At 68.6% G+C, this 17,301-nt stretch carries 11 protein-coding genes and 1 pseudogene; 8 read left to right on the plus strand and 4 right to left on the minus strand.

The annotated features are described in order from the left end of the window. Together D7W81_RS09825 and D7W81_RS09830 are read left to right on the plus strand one after the other, a co-directional pair. A pseudogene (locus tag D7W81_RS09825) lies at window positions 1-443 on the plus strand (TonB-dependent receptor domain-containing protein); the annotation flags it as partial. Between the two features lies 1 nt (window position 444). Continuing rightward, window positions 445-1,728 carry a hypothetical protein gene (locus D7W81_RS09830; protein WP_120555082.1) on the plus strand — a complete coding sequence of 428 codons (1,284 nt, stop codon included), beginning with the start codon at window positions 445-447 and terminating at the stop codon, window positions 1,726-1,728. A gap of 25 nt (window positions 1,729-1,753) precedes the next feature. On the opposite strand, the gene D7W81_RS09835 is transcribed toward D7W81_RS09830, so the two are convergent. Next, the gene (locus D7W81_RS09835) at window positions 1,754-2,956 is read right to left on the minus strand and encodes a matrixin family metalloprotease (protein ID WP_147445412.1); all 1,203 of its coding nucleotides are present in this window, start codon (window positions 2,954-2,956) and stop codon (window positions 1,754-1,756) included. A gap of 238 nt (window positions 2,957-3,194) precedes the next feature. On the opposite strand from D7W81_RS09835, the gene D7W81_RS09840 reads away from it, so the two are divergent. After that, window positions 3,195-4,475 carry a carboxypeptidase-like regulatory domain-containing protein gene (locus tag D7W81_RS09840; RefSeq protein WP_120555084.1) on the plus strand — a complete coding sequence of 427 codons (1,281 nt, stop codon included), beginning with the start codon at window positions 3,195-3,197 and terminating at the stop codon, window positions 4,473-4,475. 71 nt (window positions 4,476-4,546) lie between these two features. Here D7W81_RS09840 and D7W81_RS09845 read toward each other — a convergent pair whose 3' ends face one another. Beyond that, window positions 4,547-6,814: a zinc-dependent metalloprotease gene (locus D7W81_RS09845; RefSeq protein ID WP_120555085.1), complete on the minus strand. Its 2,268-nt coding sequence runs from the start codon at window positions 6,812-6,814 to the stop codon at window positions 4,547-4,549. Window positions 6,815-6,998: 184 nt separating this feature from the next. Beyond that, window positions 6,999-7,880 (minus strand): bile acid:sodium symporter family protein, encoded by an 882-nt coding sequence (locus tag D7W81_RS09850; protein WP_208721236.1) that lies wholly within the window; start codon window positions 7,878-7,880, stop codon window positions 6,999-7,001. 183 nt (window positions 7,881-8,063) lie between these two features. Here D7W81_RS09850 and D7W81_RS09855 point away from each other — a divergent pair, with 183 nt between their 5' ends. The 5 genes from D7W81_RS09855 (at window position 8,064) to D7W81_RS09875 (ending at window position 15,598) form a co-directional block, all read left to right on the plus strand. Further along, window positions 8,064-10,433, plus strand: coding sequence for an arylsulfatase (locus D7W81_RS09855; RefSeq protein WP_120555086.1), 2,370 nt, complete (start codon window positions 8,064-8,066; stop codon window positions 10,431-10,433). Between the two features lie 9 nt (window positions 10,434-10,442). Continuing rightward, window positions 10,443-10,862, plus strand: a complete 420-nt coding sequence (locus D7W81_RS09860; protein ID WP_244227106.1) for an MgtC/SapB family protein — start codon at window positions 10,443-10,445, stop codon at window positions 10,860-10,862. Between the two features lie 397 nt (window positions 10,863-11,259). Further along, a complete protein-coding gene (locus D7W81_RS09865) occupies window positions 11,260-12,960 on the plus strand; it encodes a hypothetical protein (RefSeq protein WP_244227107.1) in 1,701 nt (566 codons plus the stop codon). Continuing rightward, the gene (locus D7W81_RS09870) at window positions 12,960-14,006 is read left to right on the plus strand and encodes a hypothetical protein (protein WP_120555088.1); all 1,047 of its coding nucleotides are present in this window, start codon (window positions 12,960-12,962) and stop codon (window positions 14,004-14,006) included. The genes D7W81_RS09865 and D7W81_RS09870 overlap by 1 nt, the downstream gene beginning before the upstream one ends. Before the next feature lie 11 nt (window positions 14,007-14,017). Beyond that, on the plus strand, window positions 14,018-15,598 hold the full coding sequence (locus D7W81_RS09875) for a DUF1501 domain-containing protein (RefSeq protein WP_208721238.1): 1,581 nt from the start codon (window positions 14,018-14,020) through the stop codon (window positions 15,596-15,598). A gap of 260 nt (window positions 15,599-15,858) precedes the next feature. Here D7W81_RS09875 and D7W81_RS09880 read toward each other — a convergent pair whose 3' ends face one another. Beyond that, the gene (locus D7W81_RS09880; RefSeq protein ID WP_158621514.1) at window positions 15,859-17,286 is read right to left on the minus strand and encodes a Kelch repeat-containing protein; all 1,428 of its coding nucleotides are present in this window, start codon (window positions 17,284-17,286) and stop codon (window positions 15,859-15,861) included. Window positions 17,287-17,301 lie beyond the last annotated feature (15 nt).

Raw genomic sequence — 17,301 nt, forward strand, 5'->3', positions numbered from 1 at the left:
TGCCCTTCGCCTTCGAGCAGGCGCACACGCTCAACGCCGCGCTCAGCTACAAGTTCGGCAACAACTGGACCGTGGGCACGGTGGTGCACTTCAACACCGGCCGTCCGGAGACGGGGCAGATCACCTCCCAGACACAGCGCTGGGTGACGGACGGCAACGGCTCGACCGAATGGGTGCGGCAGGATCTGGACCGCACGCAGCGGCTGGCGCCGTTCTTCCGCGTGGACGCGCGCATCGCGAAGTCGTGGGCCTACCAGGACTTCACGCTGGATGCGTCGCTCGACGTGCTCAACATCTCCGCGCGGCAGGAGGTGGTGGCCTACGAGTACCGCTTCGAGGGCGGCGACTACGAGGGCTCTCCCCACAAGGACATCCGCCCCGTGCGCTCTCCCGTCCGCATCCCCGTCATCCTCCCCCTCTTCGGGCTCAAGGCGACCTACTGACATGCGACGCGCACTCGTCACCTCCCTGGGCCTCCTGGCCTTCGCCACCGCGGGATGCGAGCGCTATCCCGAGGACCCCATCTTCGCCTATGGCCGCGTGCTCCATCGGGACGGCACACCGCGCGCGGGCTTCGCGCTGCCCATCGAGCGCATGGAGGATGGGGACGACGTCTTCAAGCCGTTCAGCACCGCCACCACGGAGTCCTCCGGCGACTACACCCTCGAGCTGCTCTCCGGGGATGCCGTCATCGACAAGGTCTACTCGCGGAGCGTCCACCGGCTGCGGGCGACGTTGCCGTTGGAAGCGGACGGCAGCGGGACCTTCCTGTCGTTCTACATGCAGGACGACGTGGAGCTGCCCGCGCTCCAGCCCTGGGATGCCCATCCGCTCGTGGGCACCAGCGAACAGGGGCCCACCGTGGCCTTCCCGCCCGCGCCCCCGGTGCCCCCCCTGCCGGAGACGGCGCGGACGCTGGACCTGGTCACCGAGGACGGAGTTTTCGTGCCCCTCCTTCCCACGGACCCCGTGCCCCTGCTGTGGGTCACGGCCGGCGGCGGACTGCTCTGGCGTCAGGACGGCACGGTCTCCCCATGGACCCCCAGCCCGTACGTGCTGGAGGACTTCGCCGCGCCCCAGGTGCACCTGCGCGCGGCCAGCGTGGGCACGTGGCTGTTCTCCCCGCTGGGGGGCGAGTCCAGCTCCGTGGACTTCCGGCAGGAGTGGCGCACCGGCGCGGAGCCTCTGCCCCCGGGGACACTGCGCCCCTTGAGCCGCGGCGCGGCGTGCGAGCCGTCCTTCCCGGAGGTCTGTCCATGGACGGATGGCCTGCTCACGCCGGTGGACTTCTTCGAGAAGGAGACCGACCCGCGGGCCTTCGGCGTCGTCATCACGCTGCCCCAGCCGGGCCTGCCCCGCCGCGCGGTGGTGCGTGGGTTGAAGTTCCTGCAGGGTGGGGGTGGCAAGGATTGGCTCGTGCTGGAGGGCAGCGCGGATGGAGAGCAATGGCAACCGCTGGCGCGCGTCCTGCTGCGGGACATGAGCCCGCTGGAGCGCAACCTGCGCGACGCGCGGTTCGGCTTCTACACCGAGGCGGCCGGAGGGGATTCTCCCTTTGGAGACGGACGGCTGGACCTGGGCGTCCAGGAGCCGGTCTTCCAGGATGTGCCCCTCTCCGGCACCGGGCCCGTGCGCTTCGTGCGGCTGTCCGTGGAAACCCTTGCCTACGGCGGCACGCCCCAGCCCGCCGAGTTCTATACCCTCTCCGAGGTGTCCCTCTTTGAATGAGCTTCAACGCGGGCTCATGGCCGTCTCATTGCCCAGCGGTGCCAGTGCTCCAAAGCACCTGCCCTTGCGGCGAGGAGATGACCATGTTGCCGTCGTTCTGGAGCACCAGCTTGGAGCCCGGGTTTCCATAGGTGTTGGTGTGCCAGATGGGCCGCCCGAGGCCGGAGTAGATCACCAGGTTGCCGTCGCTCTGCATGTACGTGCCGTAGCCCGCGTTCCCCCCGGTGCCGGAAGACCACGTGGTGACGTGGGTGGACCCGCTGGGCCCCGGGGTCATCTTGACCAGCCGCAGGCCGCCGTCCACCAGGTGCTGGAGGTAGTGCCAACTGTCGCAGGACCAGAGCACCTGCCCCCGGTCCAGTCCCTTGCCGGCGGGCAGCTGGCCGCACCCCGCCGGGGCGCTCGCGCTGGCCCAGACGCGGCTGCCGTAGAACTGGGCCGCCCCCTCCACGTCGCTCGAGGACGGCTGCGTGGTGTTGGTCCCGCCGCAGAAGGGGTAGTTCATGATGGAGCCGGCGTCGGAGGGCGTGACGGCGAGCCAGGATCCTCCGAAGTCGTCGGCGCACGCGCCGGTCCGGACGAACTCGTGGACGAAGCCGAGCGCATGCCCCAGTTCGTGCGCCAGGAGCCCTGACAGCAGGGGCCAGCCGTTGCCGCTGACGAACGCCATGTTCGAGATATAGAGCGTGCGATGCTCGCGAGCACTGCGAGGCATGAATGCCTTCGCAAGGACGGTCGTGCTGGTGAAGGGGGCGACGTTGAAGACGACGCTCCCATTCGTGTTGGTGCAGTTGGCGTCCTGATCCGGGCGATAGACGAACTGGATGGACGCCTGCGCGCCCCACGCGGCCCCCGCCGTGTTCAGGGCGTTGACGACGTTTTGCTTTTGCCCGTTGAAGTCATTGCTGACGCAATAGGTCAGGTTGAGCTGTTGTCCGTTCTGCCAGACATTCTCCTCGATCTGGCTGTAACGGGCGACGGTCAGGGCCCCGCCGGGCGGGTACAGCCGCTCCCAGGCCTGCCTCAGTTCCTCCATGTCCCGGGCCGGCATGTCGCCGTCGTAGATGTACCCTCCCAGCGGGCCCTGCTCGACGGTGCCGAGAAACGCCTCGAACGTCATGGCCGGCCCGGAGGTCCGGAGCGTGTCGTTGTCGTGCGCCGCGTCCGGAGCGTCGCCGCAGCCTCCGCAGACCAGGGTCATTGCAATCGCGGCGCGTACCAGGGGCATGGAATTCTTCATCGATTGGATCCTCCGCTTCACTCTGTTGAGGGAGGAGTCCACGACGGGGAAAACGATGCAGGACTGTCTTCACTACGAGGAATCCCGTACCCGGGATGGGGGTCTGGACATTCAAATCAATCCATGTCCTTTCTATAAAGGCATGCGTCAAATCCTGGCGCATTGAGAGGATTGAATGAGATTGCTTGGTCACGAGGCATGCAGCCGTGCTGTCCTGAAGCCCCTGGTGGTCATGCTGCTGACGGTGTCGTCCGCCGTCGCGGCGAGCCCCGCGCGCCTTGATGAAGGTCTGATGCGCCTCAAGCAGCAGCCATCTGGCTCCGCGGCGATGGCGCCGGCCAAGAGCATCGAGGCACCCAGGATCTCCCGTGACGCGCTTCCGCGCGGCTTCACTCCAGGCGGTGGAATGGGCCTGCAAGGTCCGAACACCGACCCGGGCACCGCCCAGTACCTCGACCTGAACACGCAGTGGAGTGACACGCTGGACACCCAGGGCGCGCAGGGCTGGTACTACGTCTACGTCCCCGCCAATGGGAAGGTCACCGCCTTCCTGCAGACCGTCGGCAACACCAGCGTCGACTACGACCTGTACCTGTATAAGTTCAATCCGCTGGACGGCACCCTGACGCTCCAGGCGCAGTCCTTCTATGGCCCCGCGCACTACGAGCAGGCCAGCACCACCGCGACCGCGGGTGACTACTACTTCATCATGGTGAATGCGTACCAGGGCGCGGATCCGGTCAATCCGTACACGCTGGCCGTGCTGTCCTCCAATACGCCCGACAGCGACGAGCCGGATGACAACCCCTGGCAGGCGAAGAGCCTCAGCACGGCGGTCAGCGTGACGCGCACCCTGGACAATGCCTTTGACGAGGACTGGCGTGTCCTCACCGTCACGCAGCAGAATACCTATGCGTTTTCACTGAACACGGCGGCCACGGGGACGTACCAGGTGCAGATCTTCTCGAACCCCAATGGGGCTCCCGCCGCGACCGTCAGCAAGAATACCCAGGCCAACTACCAGCTTCCGGCAGGCACCTGGTATGTGCGGGTGCTCTCGCTCGACACGGTGACTCCGGGGACGTCCTACACCCTGCGCATCGGTTCCGCGGGGAGCGCGATAACCCTGAGCAGCGTCACCACCGATGGCGGCAATGGGGGCTATCTCAACTATGGCTACGGAGACGCCTGGCGCGTGTACCGGACGGCCACGGTCAGCGGACGCGTCGTCGACCAGTTCGGCAATGGTGTTCCGAATGCCCCGGTCACCGTCGTGGTCTATACCCCCAGCACCTATCAATCGCAGTCGCAGGTCAGCGGGGTCAGCCAGGCCAACGGCTACTTCTCCGTCTACGTCAACCTTCCGGCGGCCGCAGGCAGGAAGAGCTATGACAACGGCATCAGCATGCACTACTACGACCTGGCCTCCGTCGGCATGCAGGCGGACCTCGCGAGCTCCAGCTCCCTGCTCTACCACTTCGCCTACTCCATCTATCAACCGCACTGACGCGGGGCCGGAGTCCTTGAAGTGAGAGGGGAGGCGGCCCGTCTGCCGCCTTCCCCTGTTGGGCCCGCGGGTCAGCGGTAGTAGGGCGAGAGCGCGCTGGTGATGCGCGCCAGCAGGTCCTCGGCCTGCAACCGCTCCTCCCCCGTGAGTGACGGGAGCTGCGCGGTGAGCGTGTCGCGGGCCTCGCGCAGCGCCGAGTACGCGGACAGCGTCTGGAATTGCTTCAGGATGTCCACCATGGCGCGCCGCGCCGCGTAGCCGCGCACTCCGTCCACGTTGAGCAGGATGCCGCGCACGTCAGCCATCACCGGCGCCGTGAACTGCGGCGTGGTGGGCGCATCCGCGGTGAAGATGCCGCCGCGCGACGCCACCGGATCCAGGTAGAGGCGCGCGAGGACGCGGCGGGCGAGCTCATCCGCGCGGGAGGCGTAGACCGCGGGCGCGCCCGGAGGCACGACGAGCGGCGGCCGCACCTGGGCCAGGATGTCCTGGTACGCCCGCACCTGCTCCGTCCCGGCCCGCACGAAGCCCAGGACCTGATTGGTGCGGCTGCTGAGGGTGAGGTTGAGTCTGTTGGTGACCGCGGCCGTGGTGAGGAAGCTCTGTGCGTAGACGTTGAAGTCCGCCAGCGTGAAGCTGAACGGGTCGTTCGTGCTGTCTCTGATGGCGCAGCGCGGGTCGGTGAACCGGTCCTGGTCCGTGCAGAACTCCCAGGTGGGAAGCTGGGTGTCCAGCCCGTAGAGGTAGCGCACCGCCTGCACGTCATAGGGGCCCGGCGCGCTGTCCATGATGGAGTCCTCGTCCACGAGGTAGTCCATCACGGAGCTGCTGCGCAGGCCCGTGGGCGTGCCGTCATACGCGAGCGAGCCGGCGAAGTTGTGGCGCAGGCCCAGCGTGTGGCCAATCTCATGCAACACCACGTGCGTGAGGTAGGCCTCCACCTTCTGCTTCTTCGTCTGGGGCGTGAGCGCCGTCAGCGACGACGCGAGGCCGGCCTCCGGGTCGCCGAAGCGATCGAGGACGTTCAGGTCGCACAGCGACTCCGCCTTCATCCCGGACCAGGACAGGCTCACGGGCGGGCGCGTCCGTGCCCGTGCGGCGGCGAACGCACCGGGGTCGCTCTCGAAGCGCTCGTCCCCGAGCACCAGCCACAAGGCCGGCAGGTAGACGCTGGCGCCGCGCACTTCGCTGGTGTTGGGGTTGATGCGGAAGTTCGCGAAGGCGAAGGGCACGCCCTCGTCCGGGTCGAAGATGAGGACGTTCTTGTCGTCATCCGCGTAGTCGAGCCCCGCGCCGCCCACCGTGGCCTCCAGGACCTTGAAGCCGAATGCCTGGTTCCACCCCTCCACGCCGCGCTTGATGGCGCCCGTCAGGTCATAGGCCTGGAAGCGCGGGTCGGCCTGGATCGAGTTCACGGTGGGGGTGATGAACCAGCGGATGGGCTTCATCCCGGGGTGGATGTTCCACTTCACCGCCGGGGTGTCCGTCCAGCCACCGGAGTTGGTGATGAAGCTGGGCGCTCCCGCGAAGTAGAGCGTCTGCTCGGGCATGGCCGTGGGCGTGTAGCCGGGCCCCTCCTTGTAGCGGCGCAGGGCGAGGCCGAGCGTGCCGGAGAGGCGGTAGCCATTGGGCTCCAGGTACTCCACGGCGAACGGGTCGGACACCTCCGAGTAGCCCGTGAAGACCTGCTCGAAGGCAATCCCGTCCGTGACGGGGTGGAAGCGCTGCGCGAAGCTCAGCTCCGTCTGGAAGCGCGTGGTGCGGGCGAGGAAGTCCCCCATCACGCCGAAACGGTTGAGCCCCGCCGACGGGTCGATGAGCACGTACTGGCCGGCGTTGCGCAGGCGGTTGAAGGGGCCGTAGTCGGTGACGACGGGGTAGGCCTCCACCAGCACCTGGGGGTCGAACACGTCGCTGAGCTTCTTGCGGCCGTCCACATCCAGCACGAAGAGCCGGCCGTTCTGCTCCTGGAATGAGACCACCCGCGTGCCCATCGAACTGGCAGCGCCGGCGTCCACCCCACTGGGATGGAGTTGCTTGAGGAACGCGGACAGGAACCACTTCTGGCCCAGCTCACTGCGCTTGATGGCCAGGTAGAAGTGGGTGCCCGCGTCCTCCACGATGCCGGACAGGCGCTGCTCCACCTGCTGGCGCTGCTCCGTGCTCGTGGCCCGGGGCACCGCCACGAAGGCGTCCTCCAGGCTCACGGCCAGCGAGGCTTCGGGGGCTTCCGTTCCGGTCACGGGCCCGGTGGTGTCACAGCCGCCGCCCGTCAACATCACCACCAGCGACGCGGCGCCCCACCAGCGGCGCCGCGAAGACCACGTCCGTCCAAGCATCGAATCACTCCAGGGGGGTGGGGCGGCATCGCGCCGCCGCTGCGCTGGAGGAAGTGCATTTCGGGAGTGGCGTATCGGGAGGACCCCAGGCTCCGGAAGATGCCCTCCGCCACGCAATGACCTTCAGCCCGGGCGATATGCCGGCCTGGTTCTCCCCTTGCGCGCGGCGCTGGCTGCCCATCGCTCAGGCGCGGACCATGCCCCCGTGCCGCAGGGGCCGCTGCCGCCGGCTGCGCCGCGCGAGGAGCCACGCAATCGGGAAGAGGACGGCGAACCCGACCAGCGAGGAGACGACGACCATCACTTCTGCGTTCTGATCCCCCACCCCCTGGGTGGCCACCACCATCGCCGCGGCGATGTTGCGTTGCCCGGTGCCCAGCCCCAACACCACGTGTCCTCCGCGGTACTCGCGGCCGAAGACCCAGCCGATGCCGAAGGCGCCTGGAATCAGGAGCAGCGGGGCGAGGATGGCGCCTGTGTGGATGATGCGCACGACGCCCCCGAAGTTGGCCACAAGGGTTGCGGCGACCAGCACGGCCAACGCCACCATGGCGAGCTTGCCCAACCCGGGCCGGAGCCGCTCCGCCAGCGTCGGGTGCCGGGCCCGGACGTAGAGCCCTGCGCACAGGGGAAGAATCATCGACCAGAGCAGCGGCAACGCGATTGCCGCCGGACGCACCCTCACGTCCGGCACCAACAGCGGGACCACCAGGGGCATGTAGAGGACGGTGGCCAGCATGAGGAGCACCGTCAGTGACGCGCTCAACGGCATGTTGCCGCCCGCGACCGCGGTGAGCCTCATGAGGAAGAGAGCGCCCGCCCCCGTGCCGATGAGCATGAAGCCCGTGGCATAGGAGCTGTCCAGGGGCACCACCTGCACCACGCCGTACGCAAGCAGTGGGACGAGGACGAAGTTCGCCACCAGCGCACGGATGGCCCCACGCGCGTCGAGCAGCGGACTCAATATGTCGCGGAGCGTGTGGCCCAGTCCGACGGCGAGCATGGTGCATACGGAGAACACCAGGATCCCGATGCTCGACAGCGCCTGAAGGAGCCCGGCCATCATGGGTTGAAGGTCACGGTGCCCGCACGAAACGGCAAGCCTTCCGGGACGACCGCGCAACCGGCCTGCCAGGCAAGGACCGGCCTGCGCGCCCCGCGTGTGCGTCACACGGGCGGAGGTCCGAGCAGAGCGCGCGGCTTGCGGTTCCGTTCATCGTCCTCATCTCTCGGGTGGAGGCACGCGGCGATGGCGAAGAAGAAGGGGCGGACGCCGAAACGGATTGAGCGGGACAGCTATCCGAGGCCCGAGCACCGCTTCCCGAATGCGAAGATCGGGATGACCTGGAAGGACTCGGAGCCAGACTCCCCTGGCTTCCAGCGGGCGCCGCCGGGCGCGCCGAACATCGTGCTCGTGCTGCTGGACGACGTGGGCTACGCGTGGCCGAGCAGCTACGGCGGGCTCGTGCGCATGCCCACCTCGGAGCGGCTGGCGAGGGAGGGCCTCACCTACTGCCAGTTCCACACCACCGCGCTCTGCGCGCCCACACGGGCGGCGCTGCTCACCGGCCGCAACCACCACTCGGCCTCCTTCGGGGTGGTGGGGGAGATGGCCACCGGCTACCCGGGCTACAGCGGAATCCTGTCGCGGAGCTGCGCGACCATCGCGGAGGTGCTTGCCCCCAACGGCTACGCCACCGGCTGGTGGGGAAAGAACCACACCACTCCGCTGAACCAGGCCTCCGCCGCGGGGCCCTTCACGCACTGGCCCACCCGGCGCGGCTTCGACTACTTCTATGGGTTCCTCGGCGGAGGGACGGATCAGTTCTACCCGGCGCTCTACCGCGACACGACCCCCGTCCATCCCACGCGCACGCCGGAACAGGGCTACCAGCTCACCCGGGACCTCGCGGACGACTGCATCGCCTGGATGCGAACGCAGAAGGCCATCGCCCCGGAGCGACCGTTCTTCGTGCACTTCGCCCCCGCCGCGGCGCACGGCCCCCACCAGCCGCCCCTCGACTGGCGCGGGCGCAACGCCGGCCGCTTCGACATGGGCTGGGACCGCTACCGCGAAGTCGTCTACCAGCGGCAGCTCGAGCTGGGCGTCATCGCCCCGGGCACGAGGCTGACCTCCCGGCCCAAGGAGCTGCCGGCCTGGGACAGCTTCGATGCCGAGGCGCAGGCGCTGCTCCGCCTCCAGGCGGAGAACTACGCGGACTACCTCGAGCACTGCGACCACGAAGTGGGCCGGCTGGTCCACGCCCTCGAGGAACTGGGCGAGTTCGAGAACACGCTCTTCCTCTACATCCTCGGCGACAACGGCTCGAGCGCGGAGGGATCGCTGACCGGGACCCCCAACGAAACCGCCACCATGCAGGGCATTGAGCCGCCCATCGAGGCAAGTCTCGCGCGGATGGGGGAGTGGGGGCTGCCAGGAACCACGCCGCATTACGCGGTGGGCTGGGCCTGGGCCGGGGACACCCCGTTCCAGTGGATGAAGCAGGTGGCGTCCCATTTCGGGGGCACCCGTAACGGGATGATTGTGAGCTGGCCCGCGTGGATCGCGGACAAGGGCCAGAAGCGCTTCCAGTTCCACCACGTCGTCGACGTCGTTCCCACCCTCCTCGAGGCCGTCGGGATCCGCGAGCCGGTCAGCGTCGACGGCGTGCCGCAGAAGCCGCTGGAAGGCGTGAGCATGGCGTACACCTTCGACCGGGCCCACGCGGAGGCGAAGAGCCCGCGCACCACGCAGTACTTCGAGATGCTGGGCAACCGCGCGCTCTATCACGACGGCTGGACTGCCTGCTGCCGTCACGGGCGGCTGCCCTGGGTCACCCGGGGCAGTGCCAGCTTCGATGAGGACACCTGGGAGCTGTACCACCTGGATGAGGACTTCAGTCAGTCCGAGGACCTGGCGGCCCGCTACCCCCAGAAGCTGCGCGAGCTTCAAGACCTGTTCCTGCTGGAAGCGGCGAAGCACGACGTGTTTCCGCTGGATGATCGCTTCGCGGAGCGGGCGGATGTGAGCTTGCGGCCGGGCTTCTTCGCCGGCCGCAGGCGGCTGACCCTCTATCCGGGCATGGTGCGTCTGCCGGAGAGCAGCGGTCTCACGCTGGCGAACGTCGATCATGCCATCACCCTCCACGCGCGGCTTCCCGTGAAGGGCGCCGAGGGTGTGCTGGTGTGCCTGGGCGGAGATACCGCGGGATGGAGCCTGTTCGTGGAGGACGGGCGGCTGCGCTATCACTACAACTGGTTCGGGTTCGAGCGCTTCGACGTCCTCTCAAGGACAGCGCTGCCCGGCGGCGAGGCTGAGCTTCGGATGGAGTTCACCTGTGAGACGCCGGGGACTCCAGGAGGGCCGGCCGTGGTGCGGCTCTTCTGCAACGGCGCCGCGGTGGGGGAGGGGCGGATTGCCAGGCAGGTGCCCGGGTACTTCGGCCTCGGTGAGACGCTCGATGTCGGAGAGGACACGTTGTCCCCGGTCTGGCCCGGCTATCGCGACCGGTTGCCCTTCCGTTTCAACGGGACCATCGACCGGGTGGAGTTCGAGCTGGGCGAGGCCGCGCCACGCAGCATGGCGGAGCTGATCGAGGAACAGCTCCATCAGGATTGAGGCTTCACGGTGGAAGGACTCGGCTTCGATTTGAGCATGTTGCTGCGCCTCGCGCTGGCCTTCGTGCTGGGGCTGCCCGTGGGTTGGGAGCGGGACCACCGGGCGCTCTCGCCCGGACTGCGCACGTTTCCGCTCGTCGGCATGGGAGCGTGTGCATTCCTGCTCATCGGCCAGCATGCCTTCCCCGGCGAGGCGCGCGCTCAGGGCTATGTCTTTCAGGCCGTGTTGAGCGGCATTGGTTTCATTGGAGGCGGTGTCATCGTCAAGGGCAGGGGAGAGATCCAGGGGATCGCGACCGCCGTGAGCATCTGGATCACCGCCGCGGTCGGAGCTGCTGTCGCCTATCGGCTCTATTGGCTCGGGGCGGTTCTGTCGCTCACGACCGTGGCTGCACTGCAGCTGCTCAAGCCGTTCAAGGAACACACCTGACTTCAGTGTCCCCGACAGGATTCGAATCCACGGAGGAGAGGTGCCCTAAACCCGCGATGGCACGCGCCTTTCGAGAAATCGCGAGTGAATCGGTGCACGTCGAGCCCACGGGGCAGTTCCCGCCAGTCCCGGCTGTCACCCGAAGTCCCCTCCTCCCCGCCACCCGCTGCCGGCCACCGTGTCACTGCTGGATACGTGCTGAGCCCAGAGCGCGCTTCCTGTGTCATGGAGTCATGCTCCCGGTGTATTGTTCGTGCATATGCACTGGCACTTGCACCTGAAGCGCGCGGCCCTGCTGGCTGTGCTCTTCGCGGCGTTCGGGCTCACCGGAGTCGACGCGCACGCACAACAATGTGGCCCCGAAGCACCTCCCCCCGCCGTCCCTCTCAATGACCAGATGAGCGGCACGCGGGTCTTGCGCCGCCTCGTCCTCGGTCTCACGGGGACGACGCCCACCGTCGAGCAGTACGAGGCGATGGCGGCCGCGACCACGCCCGAGGCGCGGGAATCCATCCTGCGCTCCATGCTCGAGGCCGCGCTCGCCTCGCCGAAGTTCTACGAGCGGATGGTGAACTTCGGCCACGAGTGGCTCGCGGTGGGCGCATACACCACCGGCGCGGCGGGTGACGCCTACCAGGGCGACATGTCCGGCCACCTCTTCAAGTGCGACGCCAACACCGCGCACGCGGGCGCGTACTACGCCGTGCACGAGTTCGGCGATTCGAAGGACCCGGCCAGGCAGTGCCAGGACCAGGACGCCGACGGCAACCCCGCCGTGCCCGAGGTGCACCAGGTGGAGCCCTGGTGGGCGCCGGGCACCACCGTCACCGTGCTCGGCAAGGCCGGCTCCGACGTCACCCAGGTCACCGACAGCAAGGGCCAGCCGGTCGACTGCGGCCTCGCGAACGGCGGCTACTACGACCCCATGCTGCCCCCCGCGTGCGGCTGCGGCCCGAACCTGGTGTGGTGCAGCCCGCTCTTTGGCCTCCATAGCAACAGCAACTACGACTTCGGCATGCAGCGCCGGCACCCCTACGAGGAGCCCGCGCGCCTCTTCGCGCACCTCGCGTGGCACGACCGGCCACTCTCGGACCTCATCCTCGGGAACTACTCGGTCGGCACCAACTGGCTGCGCGCGCTGTACGTGCGCTTCGGCCGGCAGATGGGCAACGGCGCGCTGGACAAGAACACCACGTGGTGGCGTCCCGACGCGGACAACGCGCCGCGCGACCCGCTGCACCCCACGCCGGATGATCCGCAGGCGTGGCGCGAGTTCGTGGTCGAGGACCTGGAGCCCTTCCACCTCGCGCTCACCCCGAACCGGGCGCGCTCCGGCAGCATCGACCGCACCTACCGCTTCGACCCACGCACCACGACCGACGCGCCCCAGGGCATCCCCACCGCGGGCGTGCTCACCATGATCGGCTCGCTGTCGTCCTTCCCGCGCGAGCGCGTCCGGGCCGCGCGCTTCCTCGAGATGTTCGCCTGCCAGAGCTTCTCGCCACCGCCCGCGGACGTGCACTTCCCGCCCCTGGAGGTGGACCCCGGCACCGGCGGCACGTGCCTGCACTGCCACCGGACGCTCGACCCCGCGGCCATCTCCTTCAAGCGCTGGGACTTCAACCCGGCCCAGAGCTCCTACGTCCCGTGGCCCTTCATGCCGGGCGTGGGCCGCTACCGCATCACCAAGGAGTGGCTGTCCGGGCAGTACCCGTACATCGGCACCTCACCGGGCTACCGCTGGAAGAACGCGTTCGTCCCCAACACCATCCTCACGCCCGTCACCCCCGAGCAGGTGAAGGCCAACCCCGAGGCGGTGCTGCTCGACACGATGCCCGACACGTACACGCTGCTCGGCGAGCACGGCGACGGCACCATGGGCCCGCTCGGCTTCGGGAAGCTCGTCGTGCGCTCCGGCGAGTTCGACCGCTGCGTCGCGCGCAAGATGTATTCGATGTTCATCGGCCGCGACCTGAACCCGGCCACGGAGAAGGGCTTCATCGACAAGCTCGCGCGGGAGTTCGTCGCGGGCGACCGGAAGCTGAAACCCTTCATCCGATACCTCTTCGAACAGCCCGAGCTGCGGAGGGGCCTGTGATGAACACGTTGCGTTCGACCCTGATGGGCGCCGCGCTGGCCGCGGTCGCGCTCCTCGCCGTGAGCTGCGTCGGGAAGATCTCGGACGCTCCCGGTGACTCCACGGAGGACCCGGGCGGCGACAGCTGCGCGGCCGTGAGCAAGAACGACGAGATCCGTCTCGCGCTCGCGCCCGCGTGCCAGGGCTGCCACCTCACCGGCAACAAGCCCTTCTTCGCCTCGCTCACCGCCTTCGAGAGCGGGCTCGTCTACAACGAGAAGTACGTGAAGCGCGGCGACCCCGGGAACAGCATGCTCATCCAGATGCTGAACGGCGTGGCCCCCGGCAGCTATCCCCAGATGCCGCCCGGGCAGCCGTACAACGAGCTCATCAGCAACGGCCGCGTCACGCTGACCATCGCGCAGGTGGAGGACTGGATCCGGAACCTGCCGGCCACGCCCGCGCAACTGGAGGCCCCCGTGGCCGAGGAGTTCAGCGTCCGCCGGCTCACCGCCGAGGAGATGATCATCAGCCTGATGGAGCAGCTCGGGCTCACCCTCGAGGACTTCGTCAGCACCACCGACTCCAACTGGCGCAACAAGCCGTACGTGGCGAACGGCGGCAAGTTCTTCATCTGGCCCGGGGACTGGGCCCCCGGCATCTCGGGCGAGTACGTCTCCGACTCGCGCAGCGTCGAGCGCTTCGAGGCGCTCGGCGGCGGCAATTCGCTCCTGTACCGCAAGCGGGACGTGGGCTTCGGTCCGTCCGCCGCGCAGACGCTGGTGCAGATGTCCCAGGCGTGGTGCGCGCGTGCCGTGGACAAGAAAAACAACCCGGCAGTGCTGCGCTACGTGACGCTCGCCGACACCTCCAAGAGCAACCCGGACGCGGTGCAGAAGAACCTGCGCTCGCTCTCCCTGCGCATGCTCGGCCAGCCGCCCTCGGACGCGGAGGCCCAGGCGCTGTACGAGCAGGTCTACCTGCCGCTGGAGGCGCAGAACACGCGCCTCGCCTGGATTGGCGTCTGCGCGGCGCTCATCCGTCACCCGATGTGGATCACCTACTGAGCGAGGACACCATGCCGAACACCTCTCGTCGCACCCTGCTCAAGTGGGCCCTCGGCGCGGGACAGCTCGCGCTCCTCGATCGCGCGGGGCTCCTCGGTTCAAGCACCGCGCACGCCTCGGACGTCGACGTCCCCTCGCGCCTCGTGGTGCTCTACATCCCCGGCGGCTACCGGCCGGCGTACTACTTCACCCCGATGGAGGACGCGGACATCCCGCTCTGCGTCCCCACGCCCTCCAACCACAGCGGCGAGCCCGTCTTCTTCCAGGCGAACCAGCTGGTGAACCTCGCGCCTCCGAACGGCTCCTACAAGCCGCTGCGGACGTGGCAGTCGTGGAACCCCGCCGACCCGGCCGCGCGCGGCACCTACAGCCCGCTCATGTACGGCTACACGCACTTCGCGCTGGCGGATCAGCTCAGCGTGCTGCACGGCATCGACCAGGGCACCAACGACCACTCGAGCGCGTTCATCTCCTCGATGTGCGGTGTCGCCGGCGCGGACTACCGGGCGCCCGCTGTGCACTCGGTCATCGCGAACCACCTGTACGAGAAGTACCGCGAGAGCCGGCCGCTGCCCTTCGTCGTCGTCACCGGAGAGCGCGGCACGCCGGTGGGCATGGGGCTGCCCTCCCACGCCTCGCCCCTGCGCGTGCCGTCCATCGAGGCGCTCAAGCCGATGCTCTCGGCGAAGCCCTCTGACAACCCGTGGTGGACGGGGCTCGACGCGCGCACCGAGGCGCCCGAGCTGGACGCGCGCGGGAAGCCCACCGGGGGCAACCTGAAGACGACGGCCATCGAGCGCTTCTCGCTGACGCGCGCCCAGCAGCTCCTGGGCCGCTCGACGGCGAAGGTGGACAACTACCTGGAGGGGCTGCACGGCTCGCTGTCATCGGTGTCGCGCGTGCTCGCGACGGACGTCGTGTCCGTACTGGAGAAGACCAAGGGCATCGAGATGATGACCTCGAACCGCCCCGCGTACCTGTCGAGCTACCTGTCCAACCAGTCGTTCACGTACACCTTCGGCCTCGCGAACTTCCACCTCACGGGGCTCGACCCGCGCATGGACCTGGCGCTGCGCCTGCTCAAGGCGGACCTCAGCACCTCGGTGCACGTCTCGCTGCAGCAGGACTTCGACACGCACAGCGGCCTGGGCCATGGCTTCAGCTGCGCGCACGGCCGCGGGATGATGGACAACGTCGCGCGCTTCCTCGGCGAGCTCAAGGCCGCGCCCGCGCCCGGCAAGCCCGGCAAGACGCTGCTCGACGACACGCTCGTGCTGGTGATGAGCGAGTTCGGCCGGAGCTGGGCCTCGCGGAGCAGCGACGGCAGCTACTACCTGCCGGACGATCACCACCCCTACACGTCCATCTGCTTCGCGGGCGGGAACGTGGCGGGGAACCGGCAGGTGGGCTCGTACACCCCGCGCGGGCTCGGTGTCCCGGTGGACATCATCGAGGAGAACGGCCAGGCCTCGAAGCGCGTGCCCCGCTCCGCGGACGCGGTGACGACCGCGCTGCGCATCCTGGGCATGGAGGCGCACGAGTTCTTCATCCCCGGCGGCTACGGCGAGGTCGTGGGGCTCCGGAAGGCGTAGTCCCGACCGGGCGAGTGGATGGCCCAGGGTGCAGGGAAAGCACCCTGGGCGTTATTTCTGGTTGATTATGTTGCCCTGGGGTGCCCCTCCCAGCGCCGTTCCCCGGCGTTCAGAAGGAGGACGGCACCCCGCGGCAGGCAGGGCCTGGAGCGGCTGTGCCGCTAAGGGGCGCGGGACATCGCCGTGCCGCCAGTGGCTCCAGGCCCGGGGTGAAGCGGCCCTACGCATCCGTGAGTTGGCCGGACTCGTCGGGCCCGTGGCTACTGCGCGACGCAGCCGGGCTGCGTGATGACGCAATGGCTGTTGGCCTCGCTGACACAGATGCTGTCCCAGGCCGAGTTGCAGCAGAACGGATCGATCGTGCACACCTTGTTCGCGCAGGTGCCGCAGCTATTGCTCAGCGCGGTGCCAGACGTGCACACGTTGTGGGAGCAGGAGGCGGGAGCGCCCGTTCCACAGACGTTGTTGGTGCACGTCAGCCCCGAGCCACAGGTGCCGCAGCTCAGCGTGCCGCCACAGCCGTTGGAAAGGGTGCCGCAGTTCTTGCCCTGCGCGGCGCACGTCGTCGGCGTGCACGGCGGAGGGGACAGGTCGAACTTCTCGATGCTGCCCAGCGGCACCATGGAGCCCGTGCTGCTGGTGCCCGTTCCTCCCAGGAACAGGACGCGGCCGTCCGGCAGCGCGACGGTGGGATGGTTCCTGCGCGACTGCGCGAGCGACCCCACCGTGCCCCAGGTGCCGGTGGTGGGCGTGTACAGCTCCACCGTGGTGTTGTTGTAGGAGCCACCGGCCAGGACGATGGTGCCGTTGGGGCGCATGACGGACGGCGCGGAGAAGTGCTGGACCGCCGTGTTCCCGGTGTTCGTCCAGACGTTGGTGGCCGGGTCGTACGCCTCCGTCATCTGCTCGGTGCCGACGGCGAGCGCCTTCCCGTTGGAGAGCAGGTGGAGGGTGTGGTCACCGCGGGCGTAGTTCATCGACGCCACGACCGTCCAGGTGCCCGTGGAGGGCGTCCAGAGCTGGGCGAGGCTGGTGGTGGAGCCGCCGCCCGAAAGGAGCACGCGCCCATCCGCGAGCCGCACCGCGGAGTGGAAGCCCATCGCGGAGGGGAGCGAGCCCGTGGCGGTCCAGGTGTTCGCGACCGGATCGTAGATGTGCGCCGACGTGCCGCCCGACGCACCGCCCACGCCGCCCACCACCAGCACCCGCCCGTCCGAGAGCAGCGTGGCGCTGTGTCCGTAGCTGATGCGGGGCAGGGGGGCCACGGTGGTCCAGGTGTTCGTGGCGGGCTGATAGCGCTCGACCGAGGACAGGATGGCGCTCGGCCCGATGCCGGCCACGATGAGCACGCTGCCGTCCTGCAACAGCGTGGCGGTATGCGAGCGGCGCGCGAAGTTCAGCGAGGGACCGGCGCTCGACGTGGCGGTGGCCGGGTCATACAGCTCCGTGGTCGCGGTCTCCGTGGGAGTCCCGCCGCCCACCACCAGCACCTTGCCATTGGAGAGCAGCGTGGCGGTGTGTTGATAACGCGCCGTCAGCAGGGAGCCAGCGGGATACACGGTGAGCGCGGAGGACTGGGACGCCTCGACGGCGGGTGCCTCCGTCTCCACGGGCTCGACTTCGGGGCTGCACGCGAAACAGAGAAACAGGGGAACAACAACCAATGCCTTCCAAGACGACAGGGACATGCGGTGCTCCTGGGG

The organism is Corallococcus aberystwythensis (genome assembly GCF_003612165.1).
GTDB classification, from domain to species: Bacteria; Myxococcota; Myxococcia; order Myxococcales; family Myxococcaceae; genus Corallococcus; species Corallococcus aberystwythensis.